A 13,914-nucleotide genomic window follows, 5' to 3' on the forward strand; every position below is an offset into this window, starting at 1 on the left:
AAGAAGTTAGGAGGTTCTTTTTGTTAAAGTTGCTTATTTTTCTTTTACAAAACGCTCAATACGGTTCAATGCTTCCTCTAACAATTCCATAGATGTTGCATATGAAATACGGATATGATCATTGGAGCCGAATCCAGGGCCTGGAACGACAGCGACTAACTCTTTTTCTAAAAGCGCTTTCGACCAATCATCAGGGGATTGATATTTCCCTCCACTTGCTTCTAATACCTCGCGGATATTGACGAAAGCATAAAAAGCTCCTGGTGGCTTTTGGCATTGAAAGCCTGGAATGGATTGAAGTCGTTCAATGACATAATCACGTCTTTTTACAAATGCTTCTTTCATCTGTTGAACAGGCTCCTGAGTTCCATTGAGTGCCGCAATCGCTGCATATTGCGCAATGGAAGTAGGGTTAGATGTACTATGGCTAGCTAAGTCAGTCATTGCTTTGATGATCTCTTTAGGACCAGCTGCAAATCCGATCCGCCATCCTGTCATGGCATATGTTTTAGAAACCCCATTGATAATAATTGTCCGGTCATATAGTTCATCACTAAGATTAGCAATGCTTACATGTTTCTCTTCTCCGTAGATCAGGTGTTCATATATTTCGTCTGAAACGATCAAAATATCTTTCTGAACACAAAGTTCTCCCAATGCCTTTAGCTCTTCTGCAGTATATAGCATTCCTGTGGGATTGGATGGGCTATTGATCAGTACGGCACGAGTACGATCAGTAATGACCTCTTCCAATTGTTCAGGTGTAATTTTAAATTGATTCTCTTCTAACCCTTCGACAATGACAGGAACGCCATCTGCTAGCTTTACTTGCTCTATGTAGCTAACCCAGTAAGGAGCTGGAATAATCACTTCGTCGCCTTCATCTAAAATCACTTGGAATAAATTATAAAGTGCATGTTTGGCTCCTACAGTAACAATAATTTGATTTGGTTCATAGGAAAGATGGTTATCTCTCTCCATTTTTTTGATAATCGCATTTTTAAGTTCTGGAATCCCACCCGAAGCTGTATACTTGGTATATCCTGCTTCCATCGCTTCCTTCGCTGCTTGTAGGATATGGTCCGGTGTGTTAAAGTCTGGTTCGCCTACACCAAGTCCAATAACATCGTGTCCTTCTTGTTTTAAAGCTTTTGCTTTAGCAGTAATAGCGAGCGTTGGTGATGGTGACAGCTGTTGTACACGTTTAGATAATCTCACTGCTTGCCCCTCCCCGTAGGACAAATTTTATATCTTCATTTATCTTATCATGGTTAAGCGGTTTCAACTAGAGCCTTTGCTTCCCGAGCGATCATCAACTCTTCATTGGTAGGAATAATCAGGACTTCAACCTTGGAGTTTTTAGTACTTATATGTCGTTCTTCTTTACTACGAATTTCATTCTGCTCATGATCTAATTCAATTCCGAAGAAAGTGAGACCATCACAGACTCGTTCACGAAAGATCGCTGAGTTTTCCCCCACGCCGGCAGTAAATACGAGTACATCAATTCCGTTCATAGCCGCAATGTAGGAACCAATCTTCTTACGAAGTCGATACACATACATATCAAATGCTAACTTTGCAGCCTCATTTCCGCTAAACATAGCTTCTGTTACTTCACGCATATCACTAAATCCAGAAATCCCTAACAACCCACTATGTTTATTCATCATCGAGTTAACTTCAGATAAAGTTAACTCCTCTTTAGCGATGACAAAAGGAACAATAGCTGGATCAATATCACCACAACGAGTCCCCATCATTAAACCTTCTAAAGGGGTCATCCCCATACTGGTATCTACGGATTTTCCATTTTCAACGGCAGTGACGCTCGCCCCGTTTCCTATATGACAACTCACAATTTTTAGTTCATCTATTGGACGTTGTAACACAGCGGCAACCCGATTTGAGACATATTTATGAGAAGTTCCATGTGCACCATAACGGCGAACCTTATATTTTTGATAAAGAACTCGTGGAAGCGGATACATATATGCGTATTCTGGCATCGTTTGATGGAATGCAGTATCGAAAACGGCTACATGGACAGCATCGGGCAATTGGATCTGGGCCGCATCAATTCCTAACAAATGAGCTGGATTATGTAGAGGGGCCAAGTCAATAGTTTTTCGAATCGCTTGACGCACCTCGCTGTCAATGACTGCTGAGCTGGAGAAGAATTCTCCTCCATGCACAACACGATGTCCAACAGCTGCTACTTCTGAAGCACTTTGAATGACTCCATCTTCTTTATTCATCAACAACCTCAATACTTTATTTAATCCTTCTCGATGGTCGAGAATTTCACCAGTGACTACTTTTTCTTCTTTTCCAGGTACATCATAGGTAATGATAGCGCTTTCTGTTCCGATCTTTTCGACTAAACCAGACGCAAGAATCGATTCATCATTCATATTAAATAGCTGATATTTAATCGAAGAACTTCCGCAATTGATCACAAGTACATTCATTGCTGCCCCTCCTCGAATGTTGAAGAAATACGATCCCCGTCTTCATCATAATGGAAAAATCCCTCTCCGGACTTTACACCTAAGTGACCGGCTCGTACCATCTTTTTCAGGAGGGGAGCAGGTCGGTATTTTGTATCTCCAAATTCACGGAATAACCGTTCCATAGCAGCTAAGACAGAGTCTAAACCAAACCGGTCTGCCATCTCTAAAGGACCTACTTTAAATTGATAGCAAATCCTCATCGCTCGGTCGATATCCTCAGCGCTTGATACTCCTTCCATCAACGTATATAGAGCTTCATTGATTAAAAGCATCATAAGTCGAGTTGTTACAAATCCAGGGGATTCGTAAACTTCAATCCCTTCTAGCCCTAATTGCGGGAGAAGTTCCATAATGGTTTGTAATGTTTGTTGAGAGGTTTTTAGTCCTCTTACAACCTCCACTAACGGGATGGAAGTGACGGGATGGACAAAATGAAGCCCAATGATCCGATTCGGACGATTTGTAATCGCTGCAACTTCCGTTATGCTTAGAGTAGACGTGGTACTAGCTAAAACAACTTCAGGACCACACATTTGCTCACAAAGTAGAAAAATCTCTTTTTTAATTTCAAGATCTTCAGTGGCTGATTCAATGACAAAATCAGCCAGTGTTAATACCTGAGTGTCAGTAGTCATATGAATTCGAGAAAGTGTGGACTTTTTCTCGGCAGGGGTAATTCCCCACTTAGAAAGTTTTTTGTCCAAACTCATCTCAATTTGATGATAGGAATGCTTCGAGAGTTCATCAGTTTTTTCAAGTAAAGTGATGTCAAACCCCTTGGAAGCAAACAATTCAGAGATGCCTTGTCCAATGGTTCCACCACCGATTACTACGATTTGCTGGATATTAGCCACATTGAATGACTCCTTTCACACCAAACTTAACTTCGTCTATTGTATCAGCTAATTAAAATGTTTGCTTCAATAAATTACGAAAATCTTCACCAGAAAGAGTTTCTTCTTTTAATAAGATGTGTAAGGAAGCCGAAAAACATTTGTGATATTTAGCTAAATGATCTACCGTTTCCGTAAAAAGTTGTGTAATAATTTTATTAGATTCGACTTGGATTTTGTCTTTACTGATCAATTGAGGGTCGATAATTCCTAAGTTAGAGAGACCTGCCTCAATAATGGTTCTTGCATATTGGTTGGCCTGTTGGTAATCATTGCTAGCACCTGTACTTTTATTTCCATAGACTTGTAGTTCAGCGGCAGCTCCAGCCAAGCAAATTTTAATCCGGTCATCCAGATGATCTCGTGTATAAAGATACCGATCTTGCCCCGGATGATGTCGGACATACCCTAGCGCTTGTCCTCGCGGGTGAAGAGATACTTGAGATACCGATCCGGGATTTACAATTTCAGACATGATGGCATGTCCTAATTCGTGGACAGCTACACGTTCTTTTTCTTCGTGGGTAGCTTCACGATCTGTTCTTTCCCCCATCATCACTTTATCGATCGCTTGAGAAAAATGTTGTGGTTGAATCAAGCTTTCCTCTTCTCTTAAAGCATAAATAGCAGCTTCATTAGTCACACTTTCCAGCTGTGCTCCCGAAAATCCAAACGTCTCAGAGGCAATTTGGTTTAGATTGACATCCCCTGCGATCGGTTTATTTTTTGAATGTAACTCCAAAATCGCTTTTCTAGCCTTTTTATCAGGTAAATCAACCATGATCTGTCGGTCAAACCGCCCTGGTCTTAGCAAAGCTGAATCTAACATATCTTTGCGGTTAGTAGCTGCCATGACAAGTACCTGCACCTCTGGTTGATTAATAATCCCATCCATCTCTGTGAGTAATTGATTTAACGTTTGATCATACTCACGATGTTGAGATCCCTCTCGTTTACCACCGATCACATCAATCTCATCAATGAAGATGATTGCACTCGATTTCTGATTGTGGATTGCTTGAGTTCTTGCTTGCTCAAACAAGTCCCGAATTCTCTGAGCCCCTACACCCACATACATCTCAACAAATTCACTACCTGATGCACTAAGAAAGACAGAGTTTGTGTAATGAGCTGAGGCTTTGGCCATCAATGTTTTTCCTGTACCTGGAGGTCCAGTAAGAAGAATACCTTTGATGGGACGAATCCCATAATTAGCAATTTGGTCACGATGAATTAAAAACTCCAAGGCTTCCTTTAATTCTTGTTTAGCACGTTCTTGACCACCGATGTCATCAAAAGATAAGTTGGAGATGGATTGCTTTTGGTCTTTTTTCTTCTTATTTTTATGATGTCCAATTCCTTGAGCAACTTGTCGATGACTTGAAAAATATACAATAACAAAAACAATCCCTAGCAAGAAGAGTAAAGGAAGAGGGTCTACCCCGATATAGATCAGAAAAATGAGTAACGCTATCCCGATCCCGATCCCCAAAGATTTATTCATTCGACTTCACCACTCTTTCCTTCTGTTCTTGTAGCGGGAGAACTTTAAACAAATACTTATTTTCCTTTCGTAACTCAATATAGACAAATTGATCATCCATAGAAACCCGTTGTTGAATCTCATACTTTTCAGCAATGTTAGAAACAGTTGTTGGAATCTGTGTGTAGGTTTGAAGAGAGATTCCCTCTTTGACTCCAAAAGTCATTTCAGACCAAGCTTTTTCTAATAAATGATCAGAGGGTGTAGATAATTCTATTCGAATGGGACGATCCCCTATTTTCTCCTCAATCTGCTTCATTAACAACGAATATTGTTGTTGAAGTGAAAAATCTTTCTTGGGATGAAGTTGAACTTCGACTTTAGATGGTGTTACTTTAACCTGGAAATCGTTATGAATATTAGATTGGTTTTCTAACATTGACGTGATTGGTTGTTCAATCCATAACCATTGGTATAAGTAAAAGCCACCAAAGCTAATAAAAAGCGTGACAAATAAACCAATTAATAAACGATTGATCTTAGATTTCATCATGTCACGCCTCCTCCCTAGCTAAAAATGAGTAAATAATACATCAAAAAGTATATCATAGTTGATATACTAGTTCGCATAGGAAAGATTGGAAACGAAAAAGAGAATGTCTGTACACCGACAGAAAAATCATATTTCATATGATCCTGAATAAGGAGAACTAATCTTTGATTATTTTTGATCCTTCTGCTGATGATCTCCTTCCCTAAAAGTAAAACAGGTTGAGAATGTTATTCCTCAGGCTGGGAATCTTCCTTTTACTACCGTTTAGGGATATAATCAACCCCATATGGTGAACGAAAAAATTGTAGTGAAAGTCATTAAGAAATGAAATCTATGACTACGGATGTGAAAAATGCAAGACAGGTGATCGATGAGTTAAGAGATGAATTGCAGGATACCATAGAAACAACTAATTATTTGTTAGTTAAAACAACAATCGAGCAGTTTATCCAATTCGACGAAGGATCATGAATAGTCACCTGTTTGCAATTCTTATGAAGAAAAAAATTCGTATATTCTCAATGATTTTTATAATTTTTATGATTTTAACAACATGTAGAGTACCAGACATCTATGGCAGATGGTCTTTGGAAAAATTCAAATCAGGTTGTCCTCAAGAGATCCGAATTACAAAAGTACAGTATCGGTCAGCATTTACTATTGCGGAGAAAGACAATGCAACATTATATACATATTATTCAGACAGTAAAGCTGGGGATTCCCCTACTTATAGTCTTAACCACTTAGATGGGGATCTGTATGCATTGAACCCATATATATATGAAAATGTTCTCACTGGTTTCGTTCCAAAGTATATGAAAGTAAGCTTGACGTTTGAAGGGCGTAAACTCATATTCAGAAAAGAACATGAAAAAAGCGAATGCAAATATAAATTAGAGGCTGATTATCAACATATAGGTGAAGAACTCTTTGGGATTGAATATTAATACGTCCCTAGCAGAGACATTTTCATTTCTATATAACTTGAATGTCCGCCACCAAAGCCCCGCTGGGGCTTTGGTGTGTAGTCTTTGTGTTTAAAATCAATAACAGTGACTCCATAAGAGCTAATACGAAGAGTTACCGTCTCTAGTCCATAAGGAGGATTATGAGGTCCTTCAAAAGAAATTACCTGTATTTTTACAGTGTAGTCATTTCTACCTGAAGGATCTTGTTCAACACTTAATATTTTCTCAGAATCATATAGTTTTGTTTTTCCGTAATAGCCAGTTATAGCACTGTAAATATATGGACCCATAGCTTCAATCAAAGCCCTATCCCTTAAATTCTCTGGAACAGGAGTTTGATTTGCGAAAGAGTATCCAGTAGTAAAAAAGAATATCAGAAAACTGAGTGCACAAATAGCAAATTTGTTTTTCACCAGATTAATATCTCCTTTTCGAAAAGTTGTTGATGACTTGTATTCTGCTCGAAAACATAAATAAAATAAAAGACCCCATTTTTCGTTTAGGCATATTGAAAAATGGGGTTCTTCATTTATCTGAATCCTTCAAGAGGAAAATACTTCTTCTTGTTTGGGCATCAGTTCAATTTCAAATCCTAAAGCTTCTATAAGCTTGTGATCTTGGTTAGCTTCTTGTCCTTCGGTTGTTAAATAATCTCCTAAGAAAATGCTGTTAGCTACATATAAACCTAGAGGTTGCAGGCTACCCAAGTTAACCTCGCGTCCTCCAGAAATACGGATCTCTTTGGTTGGATTGATATAACGGAATAAGGCCAGCACTTTAAGGCAATAACGAGGATTTAATTCATGAACACCCTCTAGTTTAGTCCCATCGATCGCATGCAAGAAGTTCACAGGAATTGAATCGGCATCTAACTGATGTAACTCACGCGCAATCGCTATAACATCTTCTTTTGTTTCTTTCATTCCGATAATTGCTCCAGAACAGGGTGAAATTCCACTTTTTTTCACAGTTTCAACAGTATTTACACGATCTTCGTATGTATGTGTAGTTGTAATATATGAATGGTGGCGCTCAGAGGTATTTAAATTATGATTATAACGATCGACCCCTGCTTCTTTTAGTTGAGTCGCTTGTTCTTCTCCTAAAAGACCTAAACAAGCGCATACTTTTAACCCATACTTCTCTTTAATTTCTTTTACTGATTCTCTTACAACATTCACATTTTTTTGAGTGGGACCTCTACCGCTTGCAACAATACAATATGTTCCTACTTTATTACTAAACGCACGTTTAGCTCCTTCTAAAATCTCTTCTTTCGAAATAAATGAGTATTTTTCGATTTCAGCAGTTGAAATGGAAGATTGAGAACAATATCCGCAGTCTTCGGGACAATATCCACTTTTAGCATTGATAATCATGTTTAATTTAACTTTCTTCCCAAAATAGTGCTTACGTATGTGGAAAGCGCCATTTAGGAGTAATAATAATTCATCATCATCACAATTAAGAATACTCATCGCTTCGTGATCACTAATCGTTTTCCCCTCGATCACCTCTTGAGCTAACTGGAACCAATTCATATGATATTCTCCTTTTTTGTATAGATTTTATTTTGTTTCGGATCTTATCAAATACTCTGTATAATCTTGTGTAACTAAAAGCTATTACGGAAATAATAAGGTCACCAACAATGTCATATAGATAACCGATCATCCATACATGAGCCCAGCTACGAGGAATGCCCATCCACATAGTAAGAGCCATATATAAATAAGGCACACCAACGAAGTAAACCACTGCTAAGCCCCATGATTTGCAAGGATGAAATGATCTTCTTGCCATATGGCCCCATCTAATGTCAACTTATTTTATAAAAATGTTAACATATAATGAGTACACTTGTAAATATTTTAGATTTCAAAATAGATAGCATGACTATGACGATAAATCAGAGGAGATTTGCCAATATTAACGTTGTAAATTTGAGTTTTTGCGCTGCTGATCCCCATAAATAAAAAGAGCCCTTGCGTTTTTTGAATCTTGATAACGCAAGCGGCTCTTTCTCCATTCCAATTCACGTATATAACTTGAATGTCCATTAAGACTTGTTCCAGTTTTCTGTTCTATTGCCTCTCATACTCTCTGCAATTAATTAATGTATAGGAGTTGGTTAATTTACGTTTAAACGTGCGTTTTCTTTTTTGATACCAGTGACCCCTTTATTCACCGAAACGATACACAATTTCTTCTTTGTGATCAGTCTTTGATTCGATTTGCATGGATAGTTCAGCTAATTCCTTTGTTTCTTGGATATAGGTTACTTGGTAAGATACCTTTATTTGATCAGAAATCTCAGGTATAAAAGGATAATCATTACTTGATTTCAACAGTCGTTTTTTTATCTTTTGAGCTAGTAACCCTTCATCGATACTGACTTTTAATTGAACCCATGTGTTTCCTTGTTTAACTTCTGTAGAAATTAGCTTTACCTCTTTTTTTATTTCCTGTACTAATCGAAAATGATCTAACGGCGAGATCACTCCTGTTTGCTCTACAGTCAAGTTTTCAGTTTTTCCGTTTAACTGAAAAGAGACTTGTTTCCCTTTTTTTGAAACTGTAACTGGAGTGGGCTTAGAAGATGTAAGGGTCCAATCTTCATTTGTTTGATTACCTTGCCAAATGGTTTCTTGGTTTTGCAACTTCATTTTCACTGTATATCCATAGGACGATTGGTTCGATTTTTTTGTCAATACTTGCTCTAAATCATCTAGGTAAAGCGGGTCTTCTCCTCTGAAATTTTTGGATACTTGACTGGATTCAACAGGTATGGAGGAACAACCAACTAATACACACAGACTAAGTAAAATAAGTAAATGACGCATCAGATTATTTCAACCTCCTATTTCCACAATCTTACGAGAAATAGGTGTGAATTAGTACTAAAATGAAGAAAAAAGCCCAATTAAATGGGCCAAAGTGAAAAATGTGTAAGTCATATCTGACCTTAGTTCGGTGATAATAAAGGTACACCCATGAAGGTGGTGAAATTCATGTCAACTTCCTCTTTACAAACAAACTGGCTTTGTGAATTGCTACAAACACATTTGCCACCAGAGGAATACAAACAAATGGAAAGCTTTATTCACGCAGAAACATGGGCATCCCCCTCAGCCCTCAAGCGTGAATGGCTTCCTTCTAAGGAAATTCCCTTACGATTTACATTAGAAATCGATATACAATGTTAGTTCTATTCGTAGTATAACTACTATTTTCCCGTCTATACCTTTCGCCGTTACCATATTCCTGCCGATTTTTGGCAGGTTTTTTATTGAGCGATCGCTTGAAAAGCGATTTGAGATTCAGCAATGATTTTTTCCTCATCCAAAGTTAAAATTTGACGATCAACCATAATCGGATTTCCATCTACATACATATCCTGAACATCCGAACTTTGGGCAGAATAAACGATATGAGAAACTACATCGTGAAGAGGCTGCATATGAGCGGAAGTTAAATCGATGGTTACAAAATCAGCTTTTTTACTTACTTCCAAAGAGCCTATTTGATGATCTAAAAATAAGGATTCCGCTCCATAAATCGTTCCCATTTTTAAAGCAATAGGAGCAGGTACTGCCTCAGGATCTTGAAGAAATCCTTTATGAATTAAGGCTGCCAACTGAATTTCTTGAAGCATGTCCAAATTATTATTGCTTGCAGCTCCATCTGTAGCTAATCCTGGACGAATTCCTCTGGTCAACATACTGGAGATTGGGGCAATTCCACTACCCAGCTTCAAGTTACTTCCAGGATTGTGAGCGATTTTCACATGATGAGCAGCTAAAATATCGATTTCTTCATCATTAACATGAACAGAGTGTGCAACGAGTGAAGGAATATCGAAAAAGCCCAGTCGACGTAAATGTTCTACAGGGCGTAGTCCATATTGTTGAACATTCTGTTCCACTTCCTTAGCGGTTTCGGACATATGTGTATGGATCGGAAGTTCCAATTCAGCAGCTTTTTCTACAAACTTAGAAATAAACTCTGGCGAACATGTATATGGTGCATGTGGTGCAAGCATTGTCGTTATTCTTCCATTAGCTGCTCCATTCCATTCAGTAGCAAACTGTGTAGCTTCCTGAAACTTATTCTTTCTAATTTCATCATCCCCGAATCCAATAACACCCCGACATAAGCTTGCACGGATTCCAGATTGACTTACTATTTCTCCAACTGTATCCATATGATCATACATATCAAGGAAACAGGTCGTTCCCGAACGAATCATTTCAACTACTGACAATGCTGTTCCTGCCCCTACTTGAACTTTTGTGAATCGTCCTTCCATCGGCCACATCTCTTCTTCGAGCCAACGTTGTAAAGGTAAATCGTCAGCATATCCGCGAAGTAATGTCATCGCCGCATGACAATGAGTGTTAATCAAGCCAGGTAAAATGGCTTTACCTTCACAATTGATCACTTCATCGTATGTATCAAGCTCTTCTACATCTGGTAGATCCCCCAAATATATAATCCGATCCCCTTCGATTCCCAAAGCGCCTTGTTGAATCATTTCCATGTCTTCGGTCATCGGAATAATAACTGCATTGGTAAAAATTCGCTTCAAATTAAAACCCTCCTAAGTATGTTTTAGCTAACATAACGCAAAAGGGAATCCATGACAAGAGATCAATGAGGATGAGACTCAATAAAATGTAAAATGTTATCTAATTGGTACTTCTCTTTTTTCATGAATTTTTGAAACAAATCACCCTTCTTTTCTAATCGAGGAATGATTGTAAATAGATTCATCACTCGGGGAGAATGAATACTAGGGAGCTCTTCCCAATTTAATGGGGTAGAAACCGCCGCTTCAGCTACAGCTCTTGGCGAATAAGGGGCAATTAATGTTTTATGATACCAATGTTGCAAATAATCAAAGTAAACTTGCTTCCCTCGATATTTCACTTTACGTTCAATGGTAATTAAGCTTGGATGTTGCTCAACTAAGTATTTAGCAATAAAATGACTCACTTTTCTAGTTTGTTCATAGGTATACTTCGGAACAATTGGCACATAAATTTGGAGTCCACTCGCTCCAGATGTTTTTACGATCCCATCTAATCCTATTTGCAAAAGAACTTGTCGTGTTATCAAGGCTACCTCAACGACTCGCGAAAAGTCCTCTACACTAGGGTCTAGATCAAAAACTAACTCTGTTGGGTATTCGATTTTTGATATGAGATTAAAGGAGACATGAAACTCTAGACATGCCAAATTGGCAAGCCAAATCAAAGTGGGTAAATCATTTAGAAGTAGATATTCAATCGAACCTTCCAGTTTGGTTTGAATCCACTCGGGACGATGTTGAGGAGCGTTTTTCTGATAAAATGATTTACCTTTGGTCCCATCGGGAAAGCGAATAGTTGTTAATGCACGATTGTGTGTATATGAAATTAAATAAGGAGCTAATTGGGTACAGGCAAGCACGTAGTCCCATTTAGTCAATGGAGCTTTTGGAAAAAGGACTTTGTCGGGATTAGATATTTTTATATCTCGACCCTCGACATGAATCATTTTGTATTCTTTCATCTTCATCACCTTAAATCGGATAAGCCCAAAATGAATAGAACAATGACCAAATGGGCATGTGCAACATAAGTTATGAGTGTAAAGCTTAAGATATACAAATTCAGGAGGGTTCATTATGTCATATCAACAACAACCAGATTTCTTTGAGTCCAATGGATTAGCGCATGAACATTACGATTATCCATATCCCCCAGTCTATCCGATGACTATGTCTCCAGAACAATACGACCTTTCTAACAATGCCCAAGTATCCATTTTTCCATTCTTCCCCTTCTTCCGTCCCTTTCCTTTTTTCGGACCGTTCCCGTTCTTTAGACCATTCCCTCCATTTTTCTGGTAGATGAAGGAGAGATGTAAATGAATCCGTACGAAAACGAGGCTTGGGAATATGATTTTAACCCCGACTTAGAGATTGAACAATATCCACCCTATCCTGTTTATCCTAATCTTCCTCCCTATCCAATAAATTATCCTTATCCAAATCCAGGTTACGTTCCATATCCCCCTTTTCAACCAATCTTCTTTCCACCTCCAGGTCGTGGATATAGAAGGCGGCGCTATTACTAAACCTCGCTTGTACTTAAATAAACCTAGAATCTATATTAATCGGGTTCTAGGTTTGTTCTTTTTCATTTAATAACTGGAGAGCGTAGGGTTCCGTCAGGAGTCCATTCAAGAAATTGCACTTGTACGGTAATCTCGGGAATGATCCATGCAACCGGTTCTCGTAACCGCAGTTGAGGAATAACACCTTTTTCTTGAGCTGTCTCTTGAGCCAAACGTGTAAATAGTTGCTTTTGTTCTATGGACAATCCTGTTGAAGCCTTTCCGATATAGATCCATTCCCCATTTTTAAAGATACCTAGGATTAATGAATTAACCATCGAACGAGACTGTTCAAACGTAACTCCAATGACGGTTGCATGAATCTTTTGAATGTGCTTTAACTTTAACCAAGTAGTATGCTTTTGTCCTAGATGATAAGTCCCTTCTCTTTCTTTTATCACAATGCCTTCCCAACCTTTTTCCTCTGTCACCTTCCACAGAGTACTTCCATCATCATAACTAGGACACACCTGTACATGAGATGTTTCTTGAATAAGATTATTTAACAAATCGAGGCGCTCTGTTAAAGGCTGATCAGTTAACCATTTTCCATTAAAATAAATAATATCGAAAATCATATAATAGACAGGGATTTTTGATTGGGCTTGAAGGATTTTTTGTGGGTTTTTTAAACGATCTCGTTTTAATATTTCAAAGAAACACGATTTACCTTGATCGATGGCAATCATTTCACCATCTAATATCACAGAATGCTCCTTAAGCATCTTAGATAATTCTTTAGTTATCTCTGGATATGTAACTGTTCGTTCATTTTTTTTTCGTGTATATAGCTGAGTTTTTTGTGAATCGTAATTGGTTAAGATCCGGATACCATCCCATTTCACTTGATATAGTAAGGATTTTTTGTGTATGAGTTGGTTAGTCAAGATGGGTTCCATGGGTTTTATTAAAGGTATCATTTTTTTGCCTCTTTTGTTTGTGTTACAAACTTGTTTATGTTTTTGTTTATGATTCCCCTTCAGTTATTTAATTATCACACCCATGTAGAAAACTGAAAAAGGCATTTGTAATATTATTAAAAGAAGAGAATGTCTGTTAATCATCAAAGACTAGAGCGCTTTTCTCAAGAAACATTTTAGCATTAGCAAAGGTCTGGAATGGTCCTTTAAACAAGTTTAGTGACGTGATACTACCTTTTGAATTATTTCCAGCTTACAAATTTTTTGAAGGTAATATCTCTAACTACCAATTATTCAATGACGAATATAATAGTTACGAAAATTGCAGAAAGATACTAATATCATTTTTTGAATAACAAGAGCGGGTGATTTTTGAAGCTACATACTCATTATTTGAGCAAGGGCGCATTTTATAGAAATGCGCC

17 protein-coding genes are annotated in these 13,914 nt (G+C 37.9%); 6 read left to right on the forward strand and 11 right to left on the reverse strand.

Annotation, left to right across the window (positions count from 1 at the left end; translation table 11 throughout):
* Positions 1-33: 33 nt before the first annotated feature.
* The 5 genes from EDD58_RS10395 to EDD58_RS10415 are packed head-to-tail and all read right to left on the reverse strand — an operon-like array spanning position 34 to position 5,439.
* The gene (locus EDD58_RS10395; RefSeq protein ID WP_131925314.1) at positions 34-1,218 is read right to left on the reverse strand and encodes a pyridoxal phosphate-dependent aminotransferase; all 1,185 of its coding nucleotides are present in this window, start codon (positions 1,216-1,218) and stop codon (positions 34-36) included.
* A gap of 53 nt (positions 1,219-1,271) precedes the next feature.
* A complete protein-coding gene (locus tag EDD58_RS10400; protein WP_131925316.1) occupies positions 1,272-2,471 on the reverse strand; it encodes an acetate/propionate family kinase in 1,200 nt (399 codons plus the stop codon).
* Positions 2,468-3,367, reverse strand: coding sequence for a 3-hydroxyacyl-CoA dehydrogenase family protein (locus EDD58_RS10405; RefSeq protein WP_131925318.1), 900 nt, complete (start codon positions 3,365-3,367; stop codon positions 2,468-2,470). Before EDD58_RS10405 ends, EDD58_RS10400 begins: the two co-directional genes overlap by 4 nt.
* A 52-nt stretch (positions 3,368-3,419) precedes the next feature.
* Complete coding sequence (locus EDD58_RS10410; protein WP_131925320.1) at positions 3,420-4,910, reverse strand: AAA family ATPase; 1,491 nt, start codon at positions 4,908-4,910, stop codon at positions 3,420-3,422.
* Positions 4,903-5,439: a hypothetical protein gene (locus EDD58_RS10415; protein WP_131925322.1), complete on the reverse strand. Its 537-nt coding sequence runs from the start codon at positions 5,437-5,439 to the stop codon at positions 4,903-4,905. The genes EDD58_RS10410 and EDD58_RS10415 overlap by 8 nt, the downstream gene beginning before the upstream one ends.
* Before the next feature lie 336 nt (positions 5,440-5,775).
* Here EDD58_RS10415 and EDD58_RS14900 point away from each other — a divergent pair, with 336 nt between their 5' ends.
* Both EDD58_RS14900 and EDD58_RS10420 read left to right on the forward strand, forming a co-directional pair.
* Entirely contained in the window at positions 5,776-5,913 is a 138-nt protein-coding gene (locus EDD58_RS14900) for a hypothetical protein (protein ID WP_165875930.1), read from the forward strand.
* A gap of 23 nt (positions 5,914-5,936) precedes the next feature.
* Positions 5,937-6,389 (forward strand): hypothetical protein, encoded by a 453-nt coding sequence (locus EDD58_RS10420; protein WP_131925324.1) that lies wholly within the window; start codon positions 5,937-5,939, stop codon positions 6,387-6,389.
* On the opposite strand, the gene EDD58_RS10425 is transcribed toward EDD58_RS10420, so the two are convergent.
* The 3 genes from EDD58_RS10425 to EDD58_RS10435 form a co-directional block, all read right to left on the reverse strand.
* Positions 6,386-6,823: a DUF3888 domain-containing protein gene (locus tag EDD58_RS10425; RefSeq protein WP_131925326.1), complete on the reverse strand. Its 438-nt coding sequence runs from the start codon at positions 6,821-6,823 to the stop codon at positions 6,386-6,388. The genes EDD58_RS10420 and EDD58_RS10425 overlap by 4 nt on opposite strands.
* Before the next feature lie 129 nt (positions 6,824-6,952).
* Positions 6,953-7,951, reverse strand: coding sequence for a biotin synthase BioB (gene bioB, locus EDD58_RS10430; protein WP_131925328.1), 999 nt, complete (start codon positions 7,949-7,951; stop codon positions 6,953-6,955).
* A 639-nt stretch (positions 7,952-8,590) separates the two neighbouring features.
* Positions 8,591-9,253 carry a hypothetical protein gene (locus EDD58_RS10435; protein WP_131925330.1) on the reverse strand — a complete coding sequence of 221 codons (663 nt, stop codon included), beginning with the start codon at positions 9,251-9,253 and terminating at the stop codon, positions 8,591-8,593.
* A 168-nt stretch (positions 9,254-9,421) separates the two neighbouring features.
* Between EDD58_RS10435 and EDD58_RS10440 the strand changes: the two genes are divergently transcribed.
* Entirely contained in the window at positions 9,422-9,616 is a 195-nt protein-coding gene (locus tag EDD58_RS10440) for a hypothetical protein (protein WP_131925332.1), read from the forward strand.
* Positions 9,617-9,696: 80 nt separating this feature from the next.
* Here EDD58_RS10440 and EDD58_RS10445 read toward each other — a convergent pair whose 3' ends face one another.
* Together EDD58_RS10445 and ligD are read right to left on the reverse strand one after the other, a co-directional pair.
* On the reverse strand, positions 9,697-10,998 hold the full coding sequence (locus EDD58_RS10445) for an amidohydrolase (protein WP_243648711.1): 1,302 nt from the start codon (positions 10,996-10,998) through the stop codon (positions 9,697-9,699).
* A gap of 62 nt (positions 10,999-11,060) precedes the next feature.
* Positions 11,061-11,963, reverse strand: a complete 903-nt coding sequence (ligD, locus tag EDD58_RS10450; RefSeq protein WP_131925334.1) for a non-homologous end-joining DNA ligase — start codon at positions 11,961-11,963, stop codon at positions 11,061-11,063.
* A 115-nt stretch (positions 11,964-12,078) separates the two neighbouring features.
* Between ligD and EDD58_RS10455 the strand changes: the two genes are divergently transcribed.
* Complete coding sequence (locus EDD58_RS10455; protein WP_131925336.1) at positions 12,079-12,303, forward strand: hypothetical protein; 225 nt, start codon at positions 12,079-12,081, stop codon at positions 12,301-12,303.
* Between the two features lie 17 nt (positions 12,304-12,320).
* Complete coding sequence (locus EDD58_RS10460; RefSeq protein WP_131925338.1) at positions 12,321-12,530, forward strand: hypothetical protein; 210 nt, start codon at positions 12,321-12,323, stop codon at positions 12,528-12,530.
* Between the two features lie 62 nt (positions 12,531-12,592).
* On the opposite strand, the gene EDD58_RS10465 is transcribed toward EDD58_RS10460, so the two are convergent.
* A complete protein-coding gene (locus EDD58_RS10465) occupies positions 12,593-13,489 on the reverse strand; it encodes an ATP-dependent DNA ligase (protein ID WP_131925340.1) in 897 nt (298 codons plus the stop codon).
* Positions 13,490-13,713: 224 nt separating this feature from the next.
* Here EDD58_RS10465 and EDD58_RS15370 point away from each other — a divergent pair, with 224 nt between their 5' ends.
* The gene (locus EDD58_RS15370; RefSeq protein ID WP_165875933.1) at positions 13,714-13,845 is read left to right on the forward strand and encodes a YxiJ family protein; all 132 of its coding nucleotides are present in this window, start codon (positions 13,714-13,716) and stop codon (positions 13,843-13,845) included.
* The last annotated feature ends 69 nt before the right edge of the window (positions 13,846-13,914 follow it).

This window comes from Hazenella coriacea (assembly GCF_004341825.1).
GTDB classification, from domain to species: Bacteria; Bacillota; Bacilli; order Thermoactinomycetales; family Thermoactinomycetaceae; genus Hazenella; species Hazenella coriacea.

Bases quoted from the DNA above. Each gene is read 5' to 3' on its own strand.
- EDD58_RS10460 (WP_131925338.1), top strand. From the start codon at position 12,321: ATGAATCCGTACGAAAACGAGGCTTGGGAATATGATTTTAACCCCGAC.
- EDD58_RS10440 (WP_131925332.1), top strand. From the start codon at position 9,422: ATGTCAACTTCCTCTTTACAAACAAACTGGCTTTGTGAATTGCTACAA.
- bioB (WP_131925328.1), bottom strand. From the start codon at position 7,951: ATGAATTGGTTCCAGTTAGCTCAAGAGGTGATCGAGGGGAAAACGATT.
- EDD58_RS10455 (WP_131925336.1), top strand. From the start codon at position 12,079: ATGTCATATCAACAACAACCAGATTTCTTTGAGTCCAATGGATTAGCG.
- EDD58_RS10410 (WP_131925320.1), bottom strand. From the start codon at position 4,910: ATGAATAAATCTTTGGGGATCGGGATCGGGATAGCGTTACTCATTTTT.
- ligD (WP_131925334.1), bottom strand. From the start codon at position 11,963: ATGAAAGAATACAAAATGATTCATGTCGAGGGTCGAGATATAAAAATA.
- EDD58_RS10435 (WP_131925330.1), bottom strand. From the start codon at position 9,253: ATGCGTCATTTACTTATTTTACTTAGTCTGTGTGTATTAGTTGGTTGT.
- EDD58_RS10415 (WP_131925322.1), bottom strand. From the start codon at position 5,439: ATGAAATCTAAGATCAATCGTTTATTAATTGGTTTATTTGTCACGCTT.
- EDD58_RS10465 (WP_131925340.1), bottom strand. From the start codon at position 13,489: ATGATACCTTTAATAAAACCCATGGAACCCATCTTGACTAACCAACTC.
- EDD58_RS10400 (WP_131925316.1), bottom strand. From the start codon at position 2,471: ATGAATGTACTTGTGATCAATTGCGGAAGTTCTTCGATTAAATATCAG.
- EDD58_RS10420 (WP_131925324.1), top strand. From the start codon at position 5,937: ATGAAGAAAAAAATTCGTATATTCTCAATGATTTTTATAATTTTTATG.
- EDD58_RS14900 (WP_165875930.1), top strand. From the start codon at position 5,776: ATGACTACGGATGTGAAAAATGCAAGACAGGTGATCGATGAGTTAAGA.